This window comes from Methylobacterium ajmalii (assembly GCF_036448855.1).
Lineage (GTDB): Bacteria > Pseudomonadota > Alphaproteobacteria > Rhizobiales > Beijerinckiaceae > Methylobacterium > Methylobacterium ajmalii.
Genome location: NZ_JAZFXT010000023.1, coordinates 170,279 through 189,904, shown reverse-complemented (window position 1 = coordinate 189,904; position 19,626 = coordinate 170,279). Strand labels below are relative to the sequence as shown.

The following is a 19,626-nucleotide window of genomic DNA, read 5'->3' as shown; positions in this document are numbered from 1 at the left end:
TAGGGCTCAACCGCGCGGCGGACGGCCGCCGCCGCCGGGACGCCCGCCTCGCCCGCCGGGCTTGCCCCCGCCGGCGCCGCCCGAACGGAACCCGCCGCCCGGCTTGCCGCCGAAGGACTTCGCCCCGAACGACTTGCCACCCGGCCGGCCGCCACCGCCTCCGCCGGGACGACCCTCGCCCTTGGCGCCGAACGACTTCGCGCCGAACGACTTGCCGCCCCCCGGCTTGCCCCCGAACGACTTGCCGCCGAAGGGCTTATCCCCGAACGACTTGCCCCCGGGCTTGCCGCCGAACGACCGGCCTTCGCCACCCCGGCCGCCGGGGCCGCGCCCCTCGCCGCCGAAGGAACGACCCTCGCCCGAACGGCCCTCTCCTCTGCCGCCGAAGCCGCGGTTCTCGCCGCCCGGCCGACCCTCGAACGAACGGCCGCCGCCGGGACCGCGACCCTCGCCGCCGAACGAGCGGCCCTCGCCCCCCGGACGCCCCTCGCTCCTGCCGCCGAAGCCACGATTGCCACCGCCGGAAGAGCGTCCTTCACCGCCCGGCCGGCCCTCGAACGAGCGGCCGCCGCCCGGACCGCGGCCCTCGCCGCCGAACGAGCGGCCTTCGCCACCCGAGCGACCCTCGAACGAACGGCCCTCACCGCGGCCCCCGAAGCTCTTGTTGCCCCCGAACCCGCGGCCCTCGCCGCCGTCGGAGCGTCCGCCGGAACGGCCGAAGCCGCGCCCACCCTCGTCGCCGAGGCCCGCCTTGGCGCCGCCCCGCGGGGCGAAGCCGTCGCGGTCCCGGCGCATCGGCCGGTCGTCGCCGCCCGGACCCCGGCCCGGCGCGTCGTCGCGGAACCGGGTGCGGCGATGCGGCGTCGCCTCCTCCTGCGGCTGGGCCACCAGGCGCTCGACCAGCACCCGGCGGTCGCCCGACGCGATGGCGCCGACGCGCTTGCGCGGGGCATCCGCCATCGCGGCGCGGATCTCCTGCGGGCTGTCGCCGCGCCGGTGCACCCGGCCGCGATTCGGCAGGTCGCCGGCGGCTTCGGCCTCGGAATCGCGCCACACCGTGCGCACCGGGGCGCGCCGTGCCGCCGGCGCCGCGGGCGGCTTGCCGAATTGCGGCCGGGCCGGGTCGCGCCCGCGGGGCGCGCTCTCCTGCGCCGCCTTGCGGGCGGCGGCCTTGGGCGAGCCGAAGGCCGCGATCGGCTCGCGCACCGGGCTGGTGAAGTCGACCCCGGCCTGCTCGGCCAGCGAGTTGCCGAGCTGGTCCTTGAGCACCCGGGTGCGGATCTCGTCGACGAGGCCGACCTCGAGCTCGCCGAGCTGGAACGGCCCGAAGGAGAGCCGGATCAGCCGGTTCACCGAGAGGCCGAGATGCTCGAGGATGCGCTTGACCTCGCGGTTCTTGCCCTCGCGCAGGCCGAGCGTCAGCCAGACGTTGTCGCCCTGCGCCCGGTCGATCGTCGCCTCGATCGGGCCGTACTCCATCCCGTCGATGGTGACGCCCTTGCGCAGGCCGTCGAGCATCGCCTGGTCGACGTCGCCGAAGGCCCGCACGCGGTAGCGGCGCAGCCAGCCGGTCTCCGGATGGGCGATGACCTTGGCCAGCCCGCCGTCGTTGGTGAGGAGCAGCAGCCCCTCGGTGTTGATGTCGAGCCGGCCGACCGCCACCACCCGGGGCATGTCCTCGGGCAGCACGTCGAATACCGTCTGGCGCCCCTCGGGGTCGCGGGCGGTGGTGACGACGCCCCGCGGCTTGTGGAAGAGCCACAGCCGGGTGCGCTCGCGGGTCGGCAGCGGCTCGCCGTCGATGGTGATGCGGTCGCTCGGGGTCACGTTCACGGCCGGCGAGTCGAGCCGCTGGCCGTTCAGGGTCACGCGGCCCTCCGCGATCATCGCCTCGGCGTCGCGGCGCGAGGCCACGCCCGCCCGGGCGATCGCCTTGGCGATGCGTTCCGGCTCGGGCTCCGCCTGCGGTGCCGCCTTCTTGCTCGAAGCCTGCTCGCCGGTGGAGCCCGCGGATGCCTCGTCCCGTCCGCGACGCCGCTGCGGCGCCCCGGTCTCGTCGTCGTTGATGTCGCTCATGCGGGCCTGATACCAGACGGGGTTTGTTCAGGCGAGTGGAACCGATGCGCGATTTTGCAAGGGGTGACCTGACTGCAGGCGGGGCTCCGCATCGGGACCCCCTCGGCCTCGCCTTCGACGCCGCCCGGGCGGCGGCGGCGCGCGGCGAGGTGCCGGTCGGCGCCGCGGTGGTGCGGGACGGCATCGTGCTGGCGGTCGCCGGCAACCGCCCCCGGGCGGACCGCGACCCGACGGCCCATGCCGAGATCCTGGCGATCCGCGCCGCCTGCGCGGTTCTCGGCGCCGAGCGGCTCACCGGCTGCGACCTCTACGTCACCCTCGAGCCCTGCGCGATGTGCGCCGGCGCCATCAGCCTTTCGCGCATCCGCCGGCTCTACTTCGCCGCCGCCGACCCCAAGGGCGGCGCCGTCGAGAACGGCCCGCGCTTCTTCAACCAGCCGACCTGCCACCACGCCCCCGAGGTCTACGGAGGCCTGCGCGAGAGCGAGGCCGCGACGCTCCTACGCGACTTTTTTCGCGACCGGCGGCCCTGACGCCCCTCGAATTCAGCCTTCTCAAATCAATATAGCAATGGCTATATGATGCCGGCCCGAAGCTGGGCGGCATGGGCTGGGAGCGCGGGCGGATGCGGGACGGACGGGCGTGGCGCGCCGGGGACGGGGTGGCGGAGCCGAGCCTCGGGGCGATGAACGCGAGCGTGCCGGTGCTCGCCACCGGCTCCTGGCCGCGGCGGCTGCTGGCGTTCCTCGGCCCCGGCTACATGGTCTCGGTCGGCTACATGGACCCGGGCAACTGGGCCACCGACATCGCCGGGGGCGCGCAGTTCGGCTACACGCTGCTCGCCGTCATCCTGCTCTCGAACCTGATGGCGGTGGTGCTCCAGGCGCTGGCCGCCCGGCTCGGCATCGCCACCGGGCGCGACCTGGCCCAGGCTTGCCGCGACGCCTATCCGCGTCCGGTCGGCATCGCGCTCTGGCTCGCCTGCGAGGCGGCGATCATCGCCTGCGACCTCGCCGAGGTGATCGGCACCGCCATCGCCCTCAAGCTGCTGTTCGGCCTGCCGCTGCTCCTCGGCGCGGTACTGACCGGTCTCGACGTGCTGCTGATCCTGCTCTTGATGCGCCGGGGCTTTCGCGCGCTCGAAGCTTTCGTGATCGCGCTGCTCACGATCATCTTCGCCTGCTTCGCGATCCAGATCGCCATGGCGGCGCCGCCGATCCGCGACGTGCTCGCCGGGTTCGTACCCTCGGCGACGATCGTCACCGATCCGGCGGCGCTCTACCTCGCCATCGGCATCATCGGCGCCACGGTGATGCCGCACAACCTCTACCTGCACTCGTCGATCGTGCAGACCCGGGCCTATCCGCGCGACGAGGCCGGCCGCCGCGGCGCGATCCGCTTCGCGACCGTCGATTCGACCATCGCGCTGACGCTGGCGCTCTTCGTCAACGCCGCGATCCTGATCATGGCGGCCAAGGTCTTCCACGGCGCCGGGCAGACCGGCGTGCAGGAGATCGAGGAGGCGCACGCGCTGCTCTCGCCGCTGCTCGGCATCGGCCTGGCCTCGACCCTGTTCGCCCTGGCGCTGCTCGCCTCGGGCCTCAACTCCACCGTCACCGCCACGCTCGCCGGGCAGATCGTGATGGAGGGGTTCCTGCGGCTGCGGCTGCCCGACTGGGCGCGCCGCCTCGTCACCCGGGGCATCGCCATCGTTCCGGTGGTGGTGGTGACCGGCCTCTACGGCGAGGCCGGCACCGCGCGGCTCCTGGTCCTGAGCCAGGTCGTGCTCTCGATGCAGCTGCCCTTCGCGGTGATCCCCCTGGTCAGCTTCGTGTCGAGCAAGTCGAAGATGGGGGTGTTCGTCATCCCCACTTGGTTGACGGTCCTGTCCTGGACCATCGCCGCCCTGATCGTCGGCCTGAACCTGAAGCTCCTGGTGGACGTCGTCATGGGCACCTGACGCGGATGTCGGGAAGCAGACGCAGGCGCCGCTGGTGTGGCGCCTGCACAACATTTGGGCGCAACCGGTGGTTCGGACAGGGCCGACACTCGGAACAACCGAGCCTGCATCGACTTTAAGCTCCACGATTTTTCGACTGACGTGGACGCCACGATGAAGATCCGCACCGGCTACTCGATCGCCTTCGACACGCCCGGCCCGACGCCGATGGTCCTGATGCTGAACGTGCATCCCGACCGGGCCGGCGATCTGATCACGCCCGACACCATGACCATCGACCCGCCGGTCCCTGCCCACACCTTCGTGGATTCGTTCGGCAACGTCTGCACCCGCCTCACCGCGCCGGGCGGCCGCATCACGGTCTCGGCCGATTGCCTGGTTCAGGACAGCGGCCTCGTCGACGACTACGCGCCCGACGCCGTGCAGCACCCGGTGCAGGATCTGCCCGACGACGTGCTGCCGTTCCTGCTCGCCAGCCGCTACTGCGACACCGACAAGCTGTCGGACACCGCCTGGCAGCTCTTCGGCCAGACGCCGGAGGGCTGGGCCCGGGTGCAGGCGATCGTGGACTTCGTCCACAACCACATCCGGTTCGACTACCAGCGCGCCGACTCGACCCGCAGCGCGCTCGACGGGTTCAACCAGCGCGAGGGCGTGTGCCGCGACTTCGCGCATCTCGCCGTCACCTTCTGCCGCTGCATGAACATTCCGGCGCGCTACTGCACCGGCTATCTCGGCGATATCGGCGTGCCGGCGGTGCCTGATCCGATGGACTTCTCGGCCTGGTTCGAGGTCTATCTCGGCGGTCGCTGGTACACGTTCGACGCCCGCCACAACCGCCCGCGGATCGGCCGCATCGTCATCGCCCGCGGGCGCGACGCCACCGACGTGGCGATTTCGACGAGCTTCGGCCCGGCCCGCCTCGCCAAGTTCGAGGTTCACACCGACGAGGTGCTGGAAGCGGCGCCGCAGCAGGCGGCTTGGTTGCAGGCTGCGGAGTAGGACGCGCGGCGTCCCTCCGTCGCTCATGGCTGGGAAGCCGCGCCATGAGCGATCCAAGGATGAGCGATCCAAGGCCGGACGCCGATTCGTTCCAGGCGACGGGAGGCGCTCCCGCCACCTCCTTACGCTGTCAAGCCTGGATGATCGCATCGTCTCCGGCTATGGCGGCGCGATGCTGCTTCGTCCCTACCAGCGCGCGAGCCTCGACGCGCTCCAGGCCGATTGGGCGCGCGGCGGCCGCAACGGCCTGATCGTGCTTCCGACCGGGGCCGGCAAGAGCCTCGTCATCGCCACCCTGGTGCGGGAGACGATGGCCCGCGACGCGGGCGCCCGCATCGCCGTCGTCACCCACACTCGCGAGCTGATCGCCCAGAATCACGCCGAGCTCCTGGGGCTGTGGCCGGACGCGCCGGCCGGCATCGTGTCGGCCGGGCTCGGCCGGCGCGAGGAGTCGCGGCCGATCCTGTTCTGCGGCATCCAGTCGGTGTGGAACAGGGTCGAGGCGACCGGCGGGTTCGACCTCGTGATCGTTGACGAGGCCCACCTGATCCCCCGCGACGCCGAGACCCGCTACGGCCGCTTCCTCGAAGCGGTGCGGGCGCGCTCGCCCGACATGCGCCTCGTCGGGCTCACCGCCACCCCCTACCGCCTCGACAGCGGCCGCCTCGACGAGGGCCGGGGCCGCGTCTTCGACGCCATCGTGTACGAGGCCCAGGTCGGCGACCTGATCCGCGAGGGCTACCTCGCGCTCCTCGTCTCGAAGGCGACCGCCACGGTCCTCGACGTCAGCGGCGTTCCCCTGCGGGCCGGCGATTACGTGCCGGGCGCCCTGGAGGCGGCGGTGAACCGCGACGTCATCACCAAGGCCGCGGTGGCCGAGATGGTGACCTACGGCGCCGACCGGCGCGCCTGGCTCGCCTTCTGCGCCGGGGTGAAGCATGCCGACGCGGTGCGCGACGCGATCCGGGCCGAGGGCTTCTCCTGCGAATCGATCTCCGGCGAGACGCCCAAGCGCGAGCGCGACCGCATCGTCCGCGACTTCCGGGCCGGGCGGCTGCGCTGCCTCACCTCGGTCGGCGTGCTGGCGACCGGCTTCAACGTGCCGGAGGTCGATCTCATCGCGCTCCTGCGCCCGACCCAGAGCACCGGTCTCTACGTGCAGCAGGTCGGACGCGGCCTGCGCCGGGCGAAGGGCAAGACCGACGCGCTCGTCCTCGACTACGCCGGCCTCGTGCGCCGGCACGGGCCGATCGACGTGCTGACGGCGAACGCCGTGGCCCGCGCCCGGCTCCTTGGAGAGACCGGCGCGCCGCGGGCCAAGCCCTGTCCGGGCTGCGGCGCGCTGATCGCGCTCAACGCCAGCACCTGCGAGGGGTGCTGGACCGAGCCCGAGGAGGAGGACGAGGCCGACCTGCCGCACGAGGCCGTGGCCGACGACGAGACCGCGGTCCTGTCCGCCGGCACCGTCGCGGTGGTGCGCGAGGCCCATGCCCGCTGGTGGCCTGTCGCCGGCTGGCGCTTCGGCCGCGAGGCGCGGGTGCGCGGGCCCGACGTGCTGACCGTGGCGCTCGAGGGCGACGAGGACGCGATGACCGTGCGGCTCGACCTCGAGGCGACGGGCTTCGCCCGCGAGAAGGCGGTGCAGTGGTGGCGCCGCCTCGGCGGCGAGATGCCCCCGCCGCTCGATATCGAGGAGGCGTTGAACCGCTGCGACGAGCTCGTCCGGCCCGAAGCGGTGCGGGTGGTGCCGACCGGCCGGCTCTCCGAGACCGTGGATTATCGCCTCGCCGGCGGCGCGACCTGGACCGACACGCGCCGCGTCGCCTGACCGCTCACCCCACCGCCATCAGGCGGGCGGTCTCGGCCTCCGCGACCGCCTTCTCGGCCAAGACCTGCCGGGCGAGATCGCGGACGTCCTCGAGGTCGCCGGCCTGGCAGGCCGTCTCGAGGGCGGCGCAGAGGCGCGACAGCCGTACGAACCCGATCAGCCCCGAGGAGGCGATGACCCCGTGCGCGACCGCGCCGAGGACCTGGGGTTCTCCCGTCACCGACCAGTCGACGAGCTGTTGCCGGAAGCGCCCGAGCAGCACCGGCAGGGCGTCGTCGCCAACGGCCTGGCGCAGGTCGGCATAGGTCGCGGCGTCGAGGGAGGGGGGCGTCGTCGGCATGGCGTCCGGCTCCGGTGCTGGCGGCCTCGCATGCGGCCCGTCGTGACGGGCCGCCCTCGGCTCTCGGAGCACGATCCTAAACAGACTTGCGCTGGCAGGCCAACGCTTCGTCCGCCTAGGTCATTGTTGTGTCGCAGATTTTTGTCGCAAAACGGGTGACCGCTTTTGCGAAATCTGCTTGGCAGGAATATGGCGCGGCCGAGATGCTCGGCCATCAGGCCGAATCCCCGGGTTTCGCCGGGATCAGGCGGTGCGCGCCACCGAGGTTCCGATCTCGGCCTTGCCGGCGGCCTCGGCCTCGCGGGCGTAGGTCTGCGCCCGCAGGAAGGCCGCGGAGGGCAGCTGCTCCACCACCGTGCCGTCCCGGCCGACGACCTGGAACACGATCTGCCGGCTGTCGAGGTCGGGTCGGAACCGGGCGGTGAGCGGGGCGGGCTCCGGCTCGGGTGCCTCGGCGGCCTGCGCCGCGGCGGTCTCGACCTCGGCGGTCTTCACGTCGCCCGTCTTCGCCTCGCCCGCGGCGGCATCCGACGTCCGCAAGGCGTTCGGGCTCAGGTCCAGGGTCACCGGCGGATCGAGGGGCGGGTCCGCGCTGGGACGGGGGAAGCGCTCGGCGCTGCTGCGCATTACGGGCTCGACCGCGACCGGCGGGAACGCGGCGTTGAGGCTGCTGGTCTCGATCACTGCGAAATCCTTTCCGATCCATCCTTTCCTGTCGAGCTAACGGCCGAGAACCCTACCCGGACGTTAATGCCGGACGGATGATGAAAGGTGATCTTAAGGTCCGGTTATGGCGCATTAAGCAATTTTACTGAATGCATCGCTGCAAGAACAAAATCGAGATTTCCGTAGGGAAAAGTATGTTATCTCGCACGGATGTTCGTCGGTCTCGGGTGCGAGCGGCACCACGCCCCGCGGTCGTCTCCGGGGGAGTGACGGCTCGGTGGGCCGCGTGACGGTTCAGAGAGCGATGTCGATGCTCGCCGCGGTGCCCCGCTCGGCCCGGCCGTAATCGATCTGGGCGCGCAGGTTCGACGCCATGGCGCGCACGATGCGGGAGCCGAGCCCGGTGCCCCGAGGGGTGCCGGCGCCCTGCCAGCCGACGCCGTCGTCGGCGACCGTCAGGCGCAAGGTTTCGCCGTCGCGGCGCGCCGTGATCCGGATCTCTCCGGTGACGCCCTCGGGATAGGCATATTTGTAGGCGTTGGTGACGAGCTCGGTGACGATCACGCCGAGGGACACCGCCTTGTCGGTCGCCACCTCGATCGGGGCGGCGTCGAGGACGATGCGGTGGCGCTGGCCGGTGGCGTTCATCGCCCCGTCGAGGTCTTCCACCAGGGTCGCCAGGTAGGCGTCGACGGCCACGATTCGCACGTCGTCGGAGGTGTAGAGCCGCCGGTGGATGCCGGCGATCGCCGTGATGCGGGTCTGGGTCTCCTCCAGGGCCGCACGGGCGGAGGCGTCGGTGACGGTGTTAGCCTGCATCCGCACGAGCGCCGCCACCAGGGCGAGGCTGTTGGCGACCCGGTGGTTGACCTCGCGCAGGAGCAGCTCGGCCCGGTCGCGCGCCTCGCGCACCTCGGCCTCGGCCCGCTCCTTCTCCCGGCGGGTGCGGTCCTGGAGCACCGCGGTCGCCACCGCCTCGGCCAGCAGTTCGCGGAAGTGGCCCTGGAGGTCCTTCCAGACGTAGTCGACCGCGCCGGCCTTGAGCGCGGCGACGGCGACGCGGCTGTCCTCCGAGCCGGTGACGTAGATGACCGGCGGCGCGTCGGCCAGCGCCCGGATGCGCGGCAGGACGTCGAGGCCGGTCTCGCGCGGCATGTGGTGGTCGAGGGCGACGACGTCGAAGCGCTCCGCGGCGATGCGGGCGAGCCCGGTCTCCCCGTCGGCCGCGTGCTCCACCGTGCAGCCCCGCGCCGCGAGCGTACGACTCACCAGCCGCGCCAGCCCGGGATCGTCGTCGATGTAGAGCAGGCGGACCGGGTCGCTCACCGTCACGCGCTCTCCGGGACCTGCATCACCGAGAAGAACAGCCCGAGCTGGCGGATCGCGTTGGCGAAACCCTCGTAGTTCACCGGCTTGGTGATGTAGACGTTGCAGCCGAGGTCGTAGCAGCGCTGGATCTCGCGCTGGTCGTCGGTGGTGGTCAGGATCACCACGGGCGAGCGCTTCAGGTGCGGGTTCGACTTCACCTTCTGCAGGATGTCGATCCCGGTCATGTCCGGCAGGTTGAGGTCGAGCAGGATCAGGAGCGACCGGCCGGCATTGACCTCGCCGCTGCCGTCCGGCCCGAACAGGGCGGCGAGCGCGGAGGTGCCGTCGCGGAACGACTCGATGACGTTGTTCACGCCGGCGCGGCGGATGTTCCGCTCGATCAGCCGGGCATGGCCTTCGTCGTCCTCGATCATCACGATGTGTACGGCCGGCACCTGGCTCCTCCCCACGGCGGGTAACCGGCAGGGCCGGTGCGCCTCTTCTCCGGCCGCGCCGATCGCGGACGGGCGGGAGCCGGGCTCCCGCCGATCCTCTCTAGACTACATTTCCGTCCTTGCGCATGGGGACGGAGCGGAAAACATCGCGATCGCGTTAACGCCGCCCCCTGCCGCAACCTGCGGTCACGGCTGCCGCAGCGGCAGCGTGACCGTGAAGGTTGTGCCCTCCCCGATCCGCGAGGCGAGGTCGATCCGCCCGCCGAGCGCCCGCACCAGGGTGCGGACATGGGCGAGACCGATCCCGTCCCCGGGCCGGTCCTGCGTGCCGGACCGGCGGAAGAGTTCGAACACCCGGGCGTGGTCGCGGGCGTCGATGCCGCGGCCGTTATCGGCGACGTGGAAGACCGCGAGCCCGTCCGAAACCGCACCGGTGACCTCGATCCGGCCCGGGCGGTCCTTGGCCAGGTACTTGATCGCGTTGTCGATCAGGTTGCCGAAGATCTGCTCCACCGCGACCCGGTCGGCGGTGATCCCCGGCAGGTCGCCGATCGCGATCGCGGCGCCCGCCGTCTCGGCTTGGTGGCGCTGCGCGTCGGCGAGCCCCTGGACCAGGGCGGTCATCGCCAGCGGCTCGGACTGGAAGTTGCGCCGGCCCTCCCGCGACAATTTCAGGATCGCGTTGATCAGGCCGTCCATCTTGGTGATGGCCGCCTTGATGAAGCTCACCGATTCGGCGAGGTCGGTATCGATCCGCGACGCCTCCGGCCGTCCGGCGAGGGCGGTGCGGATGTCGTCCTGGCTCGCCTCGATCTCGCTCGTGAAGCCCATGATGTTGACGAGCGGCGCCCGCAGGTCGTGGCTCACGATGTAGGCGTAGCGCTGGATCTCCTCGTTCGATTCGCGCAGCGCGGCTTCCGCGGTGCGCTGCTCGGTGATGTCGGAATGGACGCCGACCCATTCGCGGATCGCGCCGTCTGGGTCGAGCACCGGTACCGCCTGGATGGCGTAGATGCGAAACACCCCGTCGTGGCGGCGCACCCGGTGCTCGTGGGTGTAGCGCCGGCGCTCGGCCACCGCGGCGTTCCAGCTCTCGACGCTGGCGGCGCGGTCGTCCGGGTGAACCGCCTCGGCCCAGCCGAACCCGACATACTGCTCCGGCGTCTGCCCGGTGAGCGCGGCCCAGGCCGGCTGCTCGCCGGTCATCCGGCCGTCGGGGCCGTTGGTCCACAGGACGCCGCGCACCGCCTGGACGGCGGCCTCGAACCGGTCCTGCTCGCGCCGCACCGAGGCGAACAGGCGGGCATTGTCCATCGCCACCGCCGCCTGGCCGGCCAGGCCCTCGACCAGGGCGGCCTCGCGCGAGCCGAAGCGGTGGGATTCGGGGTGGCCGAACAGCAATGCGCCCAGGGTGGCGCCGGTGCCCGACACCACCGGCACGGCGAGGTAGCTGCGCACCGGCAGGTGGCCCTTCGGCATGCCGCCGTGGCTGCCGTAGCGCGGATCGTTCGTCACGTCCTCGCTCAGGACCACGCCGCCGGCCGCGAAGGTCTCGCTGAACAGGGTCGTCACCCGCGGCAGGCCGAAGCGGGTGAAGGCCTCGCGGGGAGCGCCGGTGAGGCTGAGGAGCTGCCAGTGCTCCGGCCCCTCGGGCCCCTCCGGCACCCGCTCGAACAGGGCGCCGTAGGCCGCGCCGGTCAGGCGGGTGGCGGCCTCCACCACCGCGTCGCCGAGGCGCTGGCGGTCGAGCTCGCTCGCCAGCGCCGTGCCGAGGCGGTTCAGCACCTCGAGGCGCTGGGTCTCGGAGCGCAGCGCCGCGGCGGCGCCCTCGCGCTCGCTCGTCCGCTCGCGCTGGCGCTGCGCCGCGTCGGCGATCTCGGCGCTCACCGCCGCCACCTCCGCCGGCACCCCGGCGAGCACCGGGGCGGGCCGGCCGCGGCCGAGCGCCACCGCCTGGTCGCGCAGGGCCTGGAGCGGCGCCGCGATGCCGCGGGCGAAGGCCAGCGCCAGGACCGCCGCGACGGCGGCGAGCATGCCCCCGAGCGCGGCGAACCACACGAGCGAGGCCCGCACGGGCGCCGCCAGCGCCTCCTCGGGCACCCCGACGGCGATGCGCCAGTCCGGCACGCCGGCCCGCGCGTAGGCGATGAAGAGCGGCTCGCCCTCCAGCGACGTGCCGCGCCAGCTCCCCTCCGGGCCGGAAGCCCGGCGCAGGTCGTCGGGCGCCTGGATGCCGGTGAAGCGCTCCGGCGCACGGGTGCGGGTAAGCACCCGGTCGTCGCGGTCGACGACGCTCATCACCCAGTCCTTCGGCACCCCGCCGGAGGCCAGGAGGTTGCGGATCCGGTCGGCCGGCAGGGAGAACGACAGGAGGTAGAGCACCGCCTCGCCGCCCCGGCGCACCACCGGCACCGTCACCCGGAAACGCCCGTCGACCACGCCCGAGACCGCCGGCCGGCCGGCGAGGGCCTGGGCGTCCGCCCCGTCGAGGCGTTCCGGCATCGGCTCGGGGCCGATGTCGATCAGCCGCCGCCCGTCGGGATCGCGCAGGGTCGCCGAGAGGCCGCTGCGCCGCGCCAGTTCCTGCATCTGGTCGCGGAACGCCGTCACGTCGCCGCGCTGGAGCGCGTTCGAAAGGCTCAGCGCCTCCAGCGTGGCGATCAGGCTCGCGACCTCGCGGTCGACCGCCGCCGCCTCCATCCGGGCCCGGCCCAGGGCATCCGCCTCGAGGCGCGCCCTCGCCGCCCCGGCGAACTGCCACAGCACCACGCCGCCGAAGATCAGGATCGGCACCGCCAGGCCGAGGGCGAAGACGACGAGGCGGCGCACGATCGAGCCCGGGCGCGATCGTGCGGGAGCGGGCCGGGCCGGTTCCGGCGGGGCCTTCTGGGCCTGCATCAGCATTCGTGGGTCCTTGCGCCGCGCGCCGGCGCCCGGATCGATCCCCGCGCCCCCGACCGGTCGGGGGCGCGGGGGTCGCGCTCATCCGGCGTCGACGTAGAGTCTCCCGCCCTCGCCCAAGAATTCCGCCGATTTTTGGGCCATGCCGGCCGCGCGGGCCGCTTCGTCGAGCGGTGTGGCCTCGCCGACCACGGCGCTCGCCGCCTCCATCGCCAGCACGTCGGCGCGCAGGTCCTGGGTGATCTTCATCGAGCAGAATTTCGGGCCGCACATCGAGCAGAAATGCGCGACCTTGTGGGCGTCCTTCGGCAGGGTCTCGTCGTGGTAGGCCCGGGCGGTGTCGGGATCCAGCGAGAGGTTGAACTGGTCCTCCCAGCGGAAGTCGAACCGGGCCCGCGACAGGGCGTCGTCCCGGATCTGCGCGGCCGGGTGGCCCTTGGCGAGGTCGGCGGCATGCGCCGCGATCTTGTAGGTGACGACGCCGGTCTTCACGTCGTCGCGGTTTGGCAGGCCGAGATGCTCCTTGGGCGTCACGTAGCAGAGCATCGCGGTGCCGAACCAGCCGATCATCGCCGCGCCGATCCCGGAGGTGATGTGGTCGTAGCCCGGCGCCACGTCGGTGGTCAGCGGGCCGAGCGTGTAGAACGGCGCCTCGCCGCATTCAGCGAGCTGCTTGTCCATGTTGACCTTGATCTTGTGCATCGGGACGTGGCCGGGGCCCTCGATCATCACCTGGCAGCCCTTGCCCCAGGCGACCTTGGTGAGCTCGCCGAGCGTCTCCAGTTCGGCGAACTGCGCCGCGTCGTTGGCATCCGCGATCGAGCCCGGGCGCAGGCCGTCGCCGAGCGAGAACGACACGTCGTACGCTCGACAGATGTCGCAGATCTCCTCGAAACGCTCGTAGAGAAAGGATTCCCGGTGCCCGGCCAGGCACCAGCGCGCCATGATCGAGCCGCCGCGCGAGACGATGCCGGTCACGCGCCGCGCGGTGAGCGGGACGTGGGCGAGGCGCACGCCGGCATGGATGGTGAAGTAGTCCACCCCCTGTTCGGCCTGCTCGATCAGGGTGTCCTTGAACACCTCCCAGTCGAGCTTGAGCGGATCGCCGCCGACCTTCTCCAGCGCCTGGTAGATCGGTACCGTGCCGATCGGCACGGGAGCGTTGCGCAGGATCCAGCCGCGGATGTTGTGGATGTTGCGGCCCGTCGAGAGGTCCATGACCGTGTCGGCGCCCCAGCGGATCGCCCACACCATCTTCTCGACCTCCTCGGCGGCCGAGGAGGTCACCGCCGAGTTGCCGATATTGGCGTTGATCTTGACGAGGAAGTTGCGGCCGATCGCCATCGGCTCGACCTCGGTGTGGTTGATGTTGGCCGGGATGATCGCCCGCCCGCGCGCCACCTCGTCGCGCACGAACTCGGGGGTGATGAAGGGCGGGATCGCGGCCCCGAAGCTTTCGCCGTCGGCGATCTTGCCTTCGGCCTGGGCCAGCATCGCCTCGCGGCACAGGTTTTCGCGGTGGGCGACGTAGATCATCTCCTCGGTGACGATCCCGGCCCGGGCGAACTCGTACTGCGTGACGAGCTGGCCGGGCGCCCCGCGCCGCACGGTGCGGGTGGCCGGGCACGGCGCCACCAGCCGGTCCTCGGCCACGAAGCCGTTATCCTCCGGCTTGACCGCCCGGGGCGCCACCGCCCCGTAGCCGCGGGCGGCGAGCCAGCCGGCGCGGATCTCGGGCAGCCCGGCGGAGAGATCGATGCGCGCGTCGGTCTCGGTATAGGGGCCGGAGGGATCGTAGACCCGCACCGGGGCCTCGCCCGGGTCCGTCAGCGCGATCTCGCGGTAGGGCACGCGCAGGTCGGGGCGCTCGCGCGGGGCCGCATAGGCCTTCACCGAGCCGGTGACCGGCCCCGTGGTGACGGTCTTCGGAAGATCCTTGGGAAGATCTTCGGGAGGAAGAGTGTGGGCGGGGATCGGTGCGTTCATGGATCTCTCCCTGGGAGACGATCCGGCCTCGAGGCGCGAGGACGCACGGGTCACGTCGGTCATGGCAGGTTCCCGTCCCTCCGCCGGTACGAACCGGATCAGGTTCAAGGGTCAGGACGCGCGCTCGTCCAGTCTCAGCCCCCGTTGGCGGGGCTCCCCTCGGTAACGGGATCAATCTCCCGCCAGGTGCGAGGTTTGTCAATCGCCGGTCCGAGGGGTGCGGCCGGGAGGGACGGCCTGGTGTCCGGGACGCTGCGGCATCGGTTCTCCCGTGCCGTCGCCCGCGCGGCCTTGCACCCCGCCCGCCCGGCGACCCAGATACGGATCACTCACACCCGCCCTTGCAGAGGAGCAGGCCTTGGGACGCCGAGAGCGGCGCTGGAACGACGACGACCCCTCGACCCATGGCCCGGCCACCCGCCCGGCGGTGATCTGCCCGCTCTGCGAGCGGCCGATCCCGCCCGGCGCCCGCCAGAGCCGGCACCACCTGACGCCGAAGCTGAAGGGCGGCACCCACGGCGAGACCGTGCAGCTGCACCAGATCTGCCACTCGGCGATCCATGCCCGGCACAGCGAGGCGGAGCTGGCGCGGCGCCTGAGCGACGTCGAGAGCCTGCGGGCCGAGCCCGAGATCGCCCGCTTTCTCGCCTGGGTGCGGACGAAGCCCGACGACTTCCACGCCGCGACGCGGATGACCCGGACGCGGCGGGAGACGAAGCGCAGCGTTCGGTAGCGGAAGGCTCGCCGCGGCCGATCAGGGTGAATCCGATCTTGCGCGGTTCGGTGCGATTCGCGGGATCGGGCCCGATCCGATCTTTACGTCTCCCTGGCAGCCTTCCGGCCGAACCTCCGGAGACGCCCGATGTCCGCCCGTCCCAACACCGAACCCGCCCTCTCGGTCCGGCCGGACGATCCGGTGCGCCCGCGCATCGATGCCTCCCCTGGCCGCCTCGCCTGGGTCGACGTCGCCAAGGGCATCTGCATCATCCTCGTCGTGATGATGCACTCCACCCTCGGGGTCGGCGAGGCGATGGGCGGCGAGGGCTTCATGCATCACGTCGTGGAGTTCGCCAAACCGTTCCGGATCCCGGACTTCTTCCTGCTCTCCGGCCTGTTCGTCGGCCGGGTCGTCGATCGCGACTGGCGCCTCTTCGCCGACCGGCGCATCGTCCACTTCGCGTATTTCTACCTGCTGTGGATGGTGCTCCAGTCGGCGGTGAAGTACGGCCAGATCACCGATGGCGCCGGGCCCGGCGCCTTCCTGGCCCATCTCGCCCACGGCTTGGTCGAGCCCTACTCGACCCTGTGGTTCATCTACCTGCTGGCGGTGTTCTCGGTCGTCGTGAAGCTCCTGCGGCGGCTGCCCTGGCCGGTGCTGCTGATCGGCGCGGCGCTGCTCCAGCTCGCCCCGGTCCATACCGGCTCGACCCTGATCGACGAGTTCTGCGACCGGCTGGTCTACTTCGTCGCCGGCTACCTGTTCGCCACCCGGATCTTCGCCCTGGCCGACTGGGTGCGGGCGCGCTCCGGCCTCGCGCTCCTCGGCCTCGCCGCCTGGGCGTCGCTCGAGGCGCTCCTCGTCTTCACGCCGACCGGGCTGACCTCCCACCCGACGCTCGCGAGCCTGCCGGTGGTGAGCCTGATGCTCGGCGCCGCAGGCGCGCTCGCCATCGTGGCAACCGCTGCGCTCCTCACTCGGGCCGGCGGTCCGGTGACCGCGGCCCTGCGGGCCTGCGGCGAGCGCTCGATCGTGATCTACCTCGCCTTCTTCCTGCCGATGGCGGCCCTGCGCACGGCGCTCGTGCGCAGCGGCGTGATCGAGGATATCGGCCTCGTCGCGCTGCTGGTGACGCTGACCGCGGTAGTGGTCCCACTCGCCATCGAGCGGGTCGTCCGCCACACCCCGGCCCGCTTCCTGTTCCGCCGCCCGGCTGCCGTCCACCTCGTCGGCGAGGATGGCGGCCGCCCGGCGCCGCGCCTCGCCCCGGCGCCGACGGCCTGACCGCGTTCGGTCCGGGCGCCCCCTCGGCCAAGCTCTCGGCCGGCCGAATCACGCGAACCGACACGACGGCGCCCCCCGGGGCGCCGTTTTTCGTTGGTGCGTGCGACCATCGCGGACGAGCGGGTCTCACGCCAGCTAACAGTTACGCTGATACCGCTCGCGATATACCGATACTCAAGTCGATGACCAATCCGGGCAAATCCGTAAATAACGCTTTACCGTCCGTAAGGCATTCCCCCGCAAGATCCCGCAAGTTCACACCCACGGGGCGAGCCTCATGGATGCGCGATGCCGCCTCATGGACGGCGCCGGTCTGCTGCTCCTGATCCTGGTCCCGTTCCTGGTCGTCGCCGCACCGCGCTCGGACGCGGTGGCGGTGCTCGGCCGTCCGGGCGGCGGGATCGGCGAGACGGTTGCGATCGTCGCCGCCGCCGGCGGCCGGCTCGTTCGCCCCGGTCCGGGCGGCCTGGTGGTGGCGCGTTCGGAGGAGCCCGGCTTCGTCCGGCGCCTCTACGGCGCCGGCGCCTGGCTGGTCCTCGATCCCCTCCTCGCCGGCGGGTGCGGCCCCTCCGCCCCCGCCGGGACAACCCGCAACTTCCTTCCGTCACCGAGCACCGCCCGCTGATGACCGACGCCGACGACCTCCGCCGTTCCTTCGCCCGCATCCTGATCCCGCTGCTCTGGGCGCACGTCCCGGTCGCCGCGGCGCTGCCGCTGATCACCGGCGGCGGCGCCTCGCCGGCACCGGGCCTGGCGGCGGCCGTGCTCGCGGGCGCCGCCACCCTGTCGTGGTGGCGGGACCCGATCGGGCTGCGCACCCGGCTCGCCTCCGCGCTCGCTCTCGTCGGCATGGCGGCGGTGCTGCTCTATGCCAGCGCCGGCCATCCCTGGCAGGTCGACCTGCACATGTACTTCTTCGCCTGCCTGGCGGTGCTCGCCGGCTGGTGCGACTGGCGGGTGATCCTGGCGGCCACCGGCGCCACGGCTTTGCACCACCTCGTGCTCAACCTCTTGCTACCGGCCGCGGTCTTCCCGGCGGGGGGCGACCTCGGCCGGGTGGTCCTGCACGCGGTGATCCTGACGATCGAGGCGGCGGTGCTCGCCCGGATCTGCCACACCGTCGCCGGGACGCTGGCCGGGCTCGCCGCCTCCGAGCGGGAGGCCAAGGACCAGATGGCCCGCCTGCGCGCCATGGAGCAGGACGGCGAAGCGGCCCGTCGCGCCGCCGAGCACGAGCGGCGCGAGGGCGTGCTGCGGATGGCGGCGGCCTTCGAGGCGGCGGTGGGCGGCATCGTCGGCCAGGTCGCGGCCTCGGCGGGCGACCTGCAGGCGACCGCCCGGGCGATGTCGCGGACCGCCGGCACCGCCGCCGACCGCTCGGCCGAGGCCGACGCCGCCGCCGGACGGGCGGCGGGCGACGTCGGCGCGGTCGCGGCGGCGACCCGGGAGCTCGGCGCCTCCGTGCGCGAGGTCGGCCAGCAGGTCGGCGAGACCGCCGGACTCGCCCGCGCCGCCGTCGCCGAGGCCGACCGCTCCGCCGCCCTGGTGGGCGCCCTCAGCGAGGCGGCCGCCCGGATCGGCGACGTCGTCACGATGATCTCGGCGATCGCCGACCAGACCAACCTCCTGGCGCTCAACGCCACGATCGAGGCGGCCCGCGCGGGGGCCGCGGGCCGCGGCTTCGCGGTGGTGGCCGCCGAGGTCAAGGAACTCGCCGCCCAGACCGCCAAGGCCACCGGCGAGATCGGCGGCCAGATCGGCCGCATCCAGGGGGCGACCGACGACGCCGTGCGGGCGATCGAGGCGATCGGCGGGCGCATCCGCGGCATCGACGGCGTGGCGGCCGCGGTGGCGGCGGCGGTCGAGGAGCAGGAGGCGGCGACCCAGGAGATCCTGCGCGCGATGGAGCGCGCCACCGCCGGAACCGGCTTGCTCACCGCGACGATCGGCGCGGTGGCCGAGGCCGCCGGCACCACCGGCACCGTCGCCGACCGGGTGCTCGCCTCGGCCGATGCGCTGACGCATCAGGCCGAGCATCTCGGCACCGAGGTCGAGCGCTTCCTCGGCGGCGTCCGGGCCGCCTGACACCGGATCCCGAAGACTGCTTCCGGATCCGATGTCACCAGCCGGCGCGGCGCTCGAGCGAAGCCGAAATCCGCATTGCGAAGCCTCCGATCGGATTTCGGATGAGCGGCACCGGATTCACGGTTTCCGTCGTGGTCGCACCAGCCGGTCGAGGAAGTTCGCGATCTCGCGCCGGCGCCGCTCCGGCGCCAGCACCTCGGCGGCGACGCCGAGGCGCCAGGCGAGGTCGGCCCGACCCTCCGGGTCGCCGTGCAGGTCGCGCAGGGCATCCGCGTAGGCGTGGAGCGCGGCCTCGTCCGGGCACAGGCCCGCCTGTACCACGCCCTCGGCGGAGAGCCGCAGCATCGCCGCGACCTCGTCGAGGTCGAGCTCGGGATGGTATTGCGTGCCCCAGAACACCCCGTCGCTGAGGCGGATCTCGATCGCCTGGACGTCGAGGCGGTCGTTGCCGGCCAGCACCGTGCTGCCCGGCGGCGGCTCGACCACCGCGTCGTCGTGGATCGCCGGGGCGTCCCAGGCCGGCGGGCGGCCCGCGAGCAGCGGGTGGTCGGCCCCTGCCTGCGTCCGGGTGATGGCGCGGGCGAGCCCGTATTCCGGCCCCCGCGGGTTGCGGGCGGCCCGGCCGCCGGCGATCGTCGCGGCCACCTGCACGCCCCAGCACGAGCCGAAGACCAGCACGCCGGCCTCGAGCGCCGCCCGCACCAGGTCGCATTGCCGTGTCACGGCGGGCCCGCCATCCTCGACGTGCAGGGTCGAGCCGGTCAGAACCAGGGCGTCGCAGTCGGACAGCGCCCGGGGCAGAACCGCATCCGCGTCGGCCGGGGCGACGAGGTGGCAGACGGCGTCCGGCGCGAGCGCATGCAGGATGCCCGCATAGGTCTCGGCGGAAGTCTTGTCGCAGACCGAGAGATGCGTCTCGCGGCCGGCCCGGTCGTTCCCATCGGCCACCAGCAGGTGCAGCATGTCGGCTCCTTGTGAGAGCCTCCGCAACGCCGTCGGAGGTGGCGCGTTCCGGCG

At 72.6% G+C, this 19,626-nt stretch carries 16 protein-coding genes and 1 riboswitch; of the genes, 8 read left to right on the top strand and 8 right to left on the bottom strand.

Translation table 11 applies throughout. The annotated features are described in order from the left end of the window. Positions 1-6 precede the first annotated feature (6 nt). Positions 7-2,076, bottom strand: coding sequence for a pseudouridine synthase (locus V3T34_RS09800; RefSeq protein ID WP_331369155.1), 2,070 nt, complete (start codon positions 2,074-2,076; stop codon positions 7-9). A 44-nt stretch (positions 2,077-2,120) separates the two neighbouring features. On the opposite strand from V3T34_RS09800, the gene V3T34_RS09795 reads away from it, so the two are divergent. The 4 genes from V3T34_RS09795 (at position 2,121) to V3T34_RS09780 (ending at position 6,866) form a co-directional block, all read left to right on the top strand. Next, positions 2,121-2,609, top strand: coding sequence for a nucleoside deaminase (locus V3T34_RS09795; RefSeq protein WP_305077737.1), 489 nt, complete (start codon positions 2,121-2,123; stop codon positions 2,607-2,609). A gap of 92 nt (positions 2,610-2,701) precedes the next feature. After that, on the top strand, positions 2,702-4,036 hold the full coding sequence (locus V3T34_RS09790) for an Nramp family divalent metal transporter (RefSeq protein WP_091885487.1): 1,335 nt from the start codon (positions 2,702-2,704) through the stop codon (positions 4,034-4,036). Positions 4,037-4,189: 153 nt separating this feature from the next. Next, positions 4,190-5,038 (top strand): transglutaminase-like domain-containing protein, encoded by an 849-nt coding sequence (locus V3T34_RS09785; protein WP_305077736.1) that lies wholly within the window; start codon positions 4,190-4,192, stop codon positions 5,036-5,038. A gap of 172 nt (positions 5,039-5,210) precedes the next feature. Continuing rightward, positions 5,211-6,866 (top strand): DEAD/DEAH box helicase, encoded by a 1,656-nt coding sequence (locus V3T34_RS09780; RefSeq protein ID WP_305077735.1) that lies wholly within the window; start codon positions 5,211-5,213, stop codon positions 6,864-6,866. Between the two features lie 4 nt (positions 6,867-6,870). On the opposite strand, the gene V3T34_RS09775 is transcribed toward V3T34_RS09780, so the two are convergent. The 6 genes from V3T34_RS09775 to thiC form a co-directional block, all read right to left on the bottom strand. Beyond that, on the bottom strand, positions 6,871-7,206 hold the full coding sequence (locus V3T34_RS09775) for an Hpt domain-containing protein (protein WP_091885484.1): 336 nt from the start codon (positions 7,204-7,206) through the stop codon (positions 6,871-6,873). Between the two features lie 243 nt (positions 7,207-7,449). Then, positions 7,450-7,890, bottom strand: coding sequence for a hypothetical protein (locus V3T34_RS09770; RefSeq protein WP_091885481.1), 441 nt, complete (start codon positions 7,888-7,890; stop codon positions 7,450-7,452). A 276-nt stretch (positions 7,891-8,166) separates the two neighbouring features. Beyond that, on the bottom strand, positions 8,167-9,198 hold the full coding sequence (locus tag V3T34_RS09765; protein ID WP_060849198.1) for a sensor histidine kinase: 1,032 nt from the start codon (positions 9,196-9,198) through the stop codon (positions 8,167-8,169). A gap of 2 nt (positions 9,199-9,200) precedes the next feature. Next, positions 9,201-9,614 (bottom strand): response regulator, encoded by a 414-nt coding sequence (locus V3T34_RS09760; RefSeq protein ID WP_060849197.1) that lies wholly within the window; start codon positions 9,612-9,614, stop codon positions 9,201-9,203. A gap of 207 nt (positions 9,615-9,821) precedes the next feature. Continuing rightward, positions 9,822-11,669 (bottom strand): ATP-binding protein, encoded by a 1,848-nt coding sequence (locus V3T34_RS09755; protein WP_305077783.1) that lies wholly within the window; start codon positions 11,667-11,669, stop codon positions 9,822-9,824. Positions 11,670-12,617: 948 nt separating this feature from the next. Further along, positions 12,618-14,522: a phosphomethylpyrimidine synthase ThiC gene (thiC, locus tag V3T34_RS09750; protein WP_305078608.1), complete on the bottom strand. Its 1,905-nt coding sequence runs from the start codon at positions 14,520-14,522 to the stop codon at positions 12,618-12,620. A 58-nt stretch (positions 14,523-14,580) separates the two neighbouring features. Continuing rightward, positions 14,581-14,692, bottom strand: a riboswitch (TPP riboswitch). Positions 14,693-14,880: 188 nt separating this feature from the next. Between thiC and V3T34_RS09745 the strand changes: the two genes are divergently transcribed. From V3T34_RS09745 to V3T34_RS09730, 4 genes are all read left to right on the top strand, one after another. Beyond that, positions 14,881-15,255, top strand: a complete 375-nt coding sequence (locus V3T34_RS09745) for an HNH endonuclease family protein (protein ID WP_060845833.1) — start codon at positions 14,881-14,883, stop codon at positions 15,253-15,255. 129 nt (positions 15,256-15,384) lie between these two features. Continuing rightward, positions 15,385-16,524, top strand: a complete 1,140-nt coding sequence (locus V3T34_RS09740; protein ID WP_305078609.1) for an acyltransferase family protein — start codon at positions 15,385-15,387, stop codon at positions 16,522-16,524. A 298-nt stretch (positions 16,525-16,822) separates the two neighbouring features. Continuing rightward, a complete protein-coding gene (locus V3T34_RS09735) occupies positions 16,823-17,149 on the top strand; it encodes a hypothetical protein (protein WP_060845832.1) in 327 nt (108 codons plus the stop codon). After that, positions 17,149-18,609, top strand: a complete 1,461-nt coding sequence (locus V3T34_RS09730) for a methyl-accepting chemotaxis protein (protein ID WP_305078610.1) — start codon at positions 17,149-17,151, stop codon at positions 18,607-18,609. The genes V3T34_RS09735 and V3T34_RS09730 overlap by 1 nt, the downstream gene beginning before the upstream one ends. A gap of 117 nt (positions 18,610-18,726) precedes the next feature. Here V3T34_RS09730 and V3T34_RS09725 read toward each other — a convergent pair whose 3' ends face one another. Continuing rightward, positions 18,727-19,572: a type 1 glutamine amidotransferase gene (locus tag V3T34_RS09725; protein ID WP_331369154.1), complete on the bottom strand. Its 846-nt coding sequence runs from the start codon at positions 19,570-19,572 to the stop codon at positions 18,727-18,729. Between the last annotated feature and the right edge of the window lie 54 nt (positions 19,573-19,626).

What these genes read in the sequence shown, in the direction of transcription:
- V3T34_RS09730 (WP_305078610.1), top strand. Translation starts at nt 17,149, where the DNA reads ATGACCGACGCCGACGACCTCCGCCGTTCCTTCGCCCGCATCCTGATC.
- V3T34_RS09775 (WP_091885484.1), bottom strand. Translation starts at nt 7,206, where the DNA reads ATGCCGACGACGCCCCCCTCCCTCGACGCCGCGACCTATGCCGACCTG.
- V3T34_RS09725 (WP_331369154.1), bottom strand. Translation starts at nt 19,572, where the DNA reads ATGCTGCACCTGCTGGTGGCCGATGGGAACGACCGGGCCGGCCGCGAG.
- V3T34_RS09735 (WP_060845832.1), top strand. Translation starts at nt 16,823, where the DNA reads ATGGACGGCGCCGGTCTGCTGCTCCTGATCCTGGTCCCGTTCCTGGTC.
- V3T34_RS09785 (WP_305077736.1), top strand. Translation starts at nt 4,190, where the DNA reads ATGAAGATCCGCACCGGCTACTCGATCGCCTTCGACACGCCCGGCCCG.
- V3T34_RS09795 (WP_305077737.1), top strand. Translation starts at nt 2,121, where the DNA reads ATGCGCGATTTTGCAAGGGGTGACCTGACTGCAGGCGGGGCTCCGCAT.
- V3T34_RS09740 (WP_305078609.1), top strand. Translation starts at nt 15,385, where the DNA reads ATGTCCGCCCGTCCCAACACCGAACCCGCCCTCTCGGTCCGGCCGGAC.
- V3T34_RS09780 (WP_305077735.1), top strand. Translation starts at nt 5,211, where the DNA reads ATGCTGCTTCGTCCCTACCAGCGCGCGAGCCTCGACGCGCTCCAGGCC.
- thiC (WP_305078608.1), bottom strand. Translation starts at nt 14,522, where the DNA reads ATGAACGCACCGATCCCCGCCCACACTCTTCCTCCCGAAGATCTTCCC.
- V3T34_RS09790 (WP_091885487.1), top strand. Translation starts at nt 2,702, where the DNA reads ATGCGGGACGGACGGGCGTGGCGCGCCGGGGACGGGGTGGCGGAGCCG.
- V3T34_RS09760 (WP_060849197.1), bottom strand. Translation starts at nt 9,614, where the DNA reads ATGATCGAGGACGACGAAGGCCATGCCCGGCTGATCGAGCGGAACATC.
- V3T34_RS09755 (WP_305077783.1), bottom strand. Translation starts at nt 11,669, where the DNA reads ATGCTCGCCGCCGTCGCGGCGGTCCTGGCGCTGGCCTTCGCCCGCGGC.
- V3T34_RS09800 (WP_331369155.1), bottom strand. Translation starts at nt 2,076, where the DNA reads ATGAGCGACATCAACGACGACGAGACCGGGGCGCCGCAGCGGCGTCGC.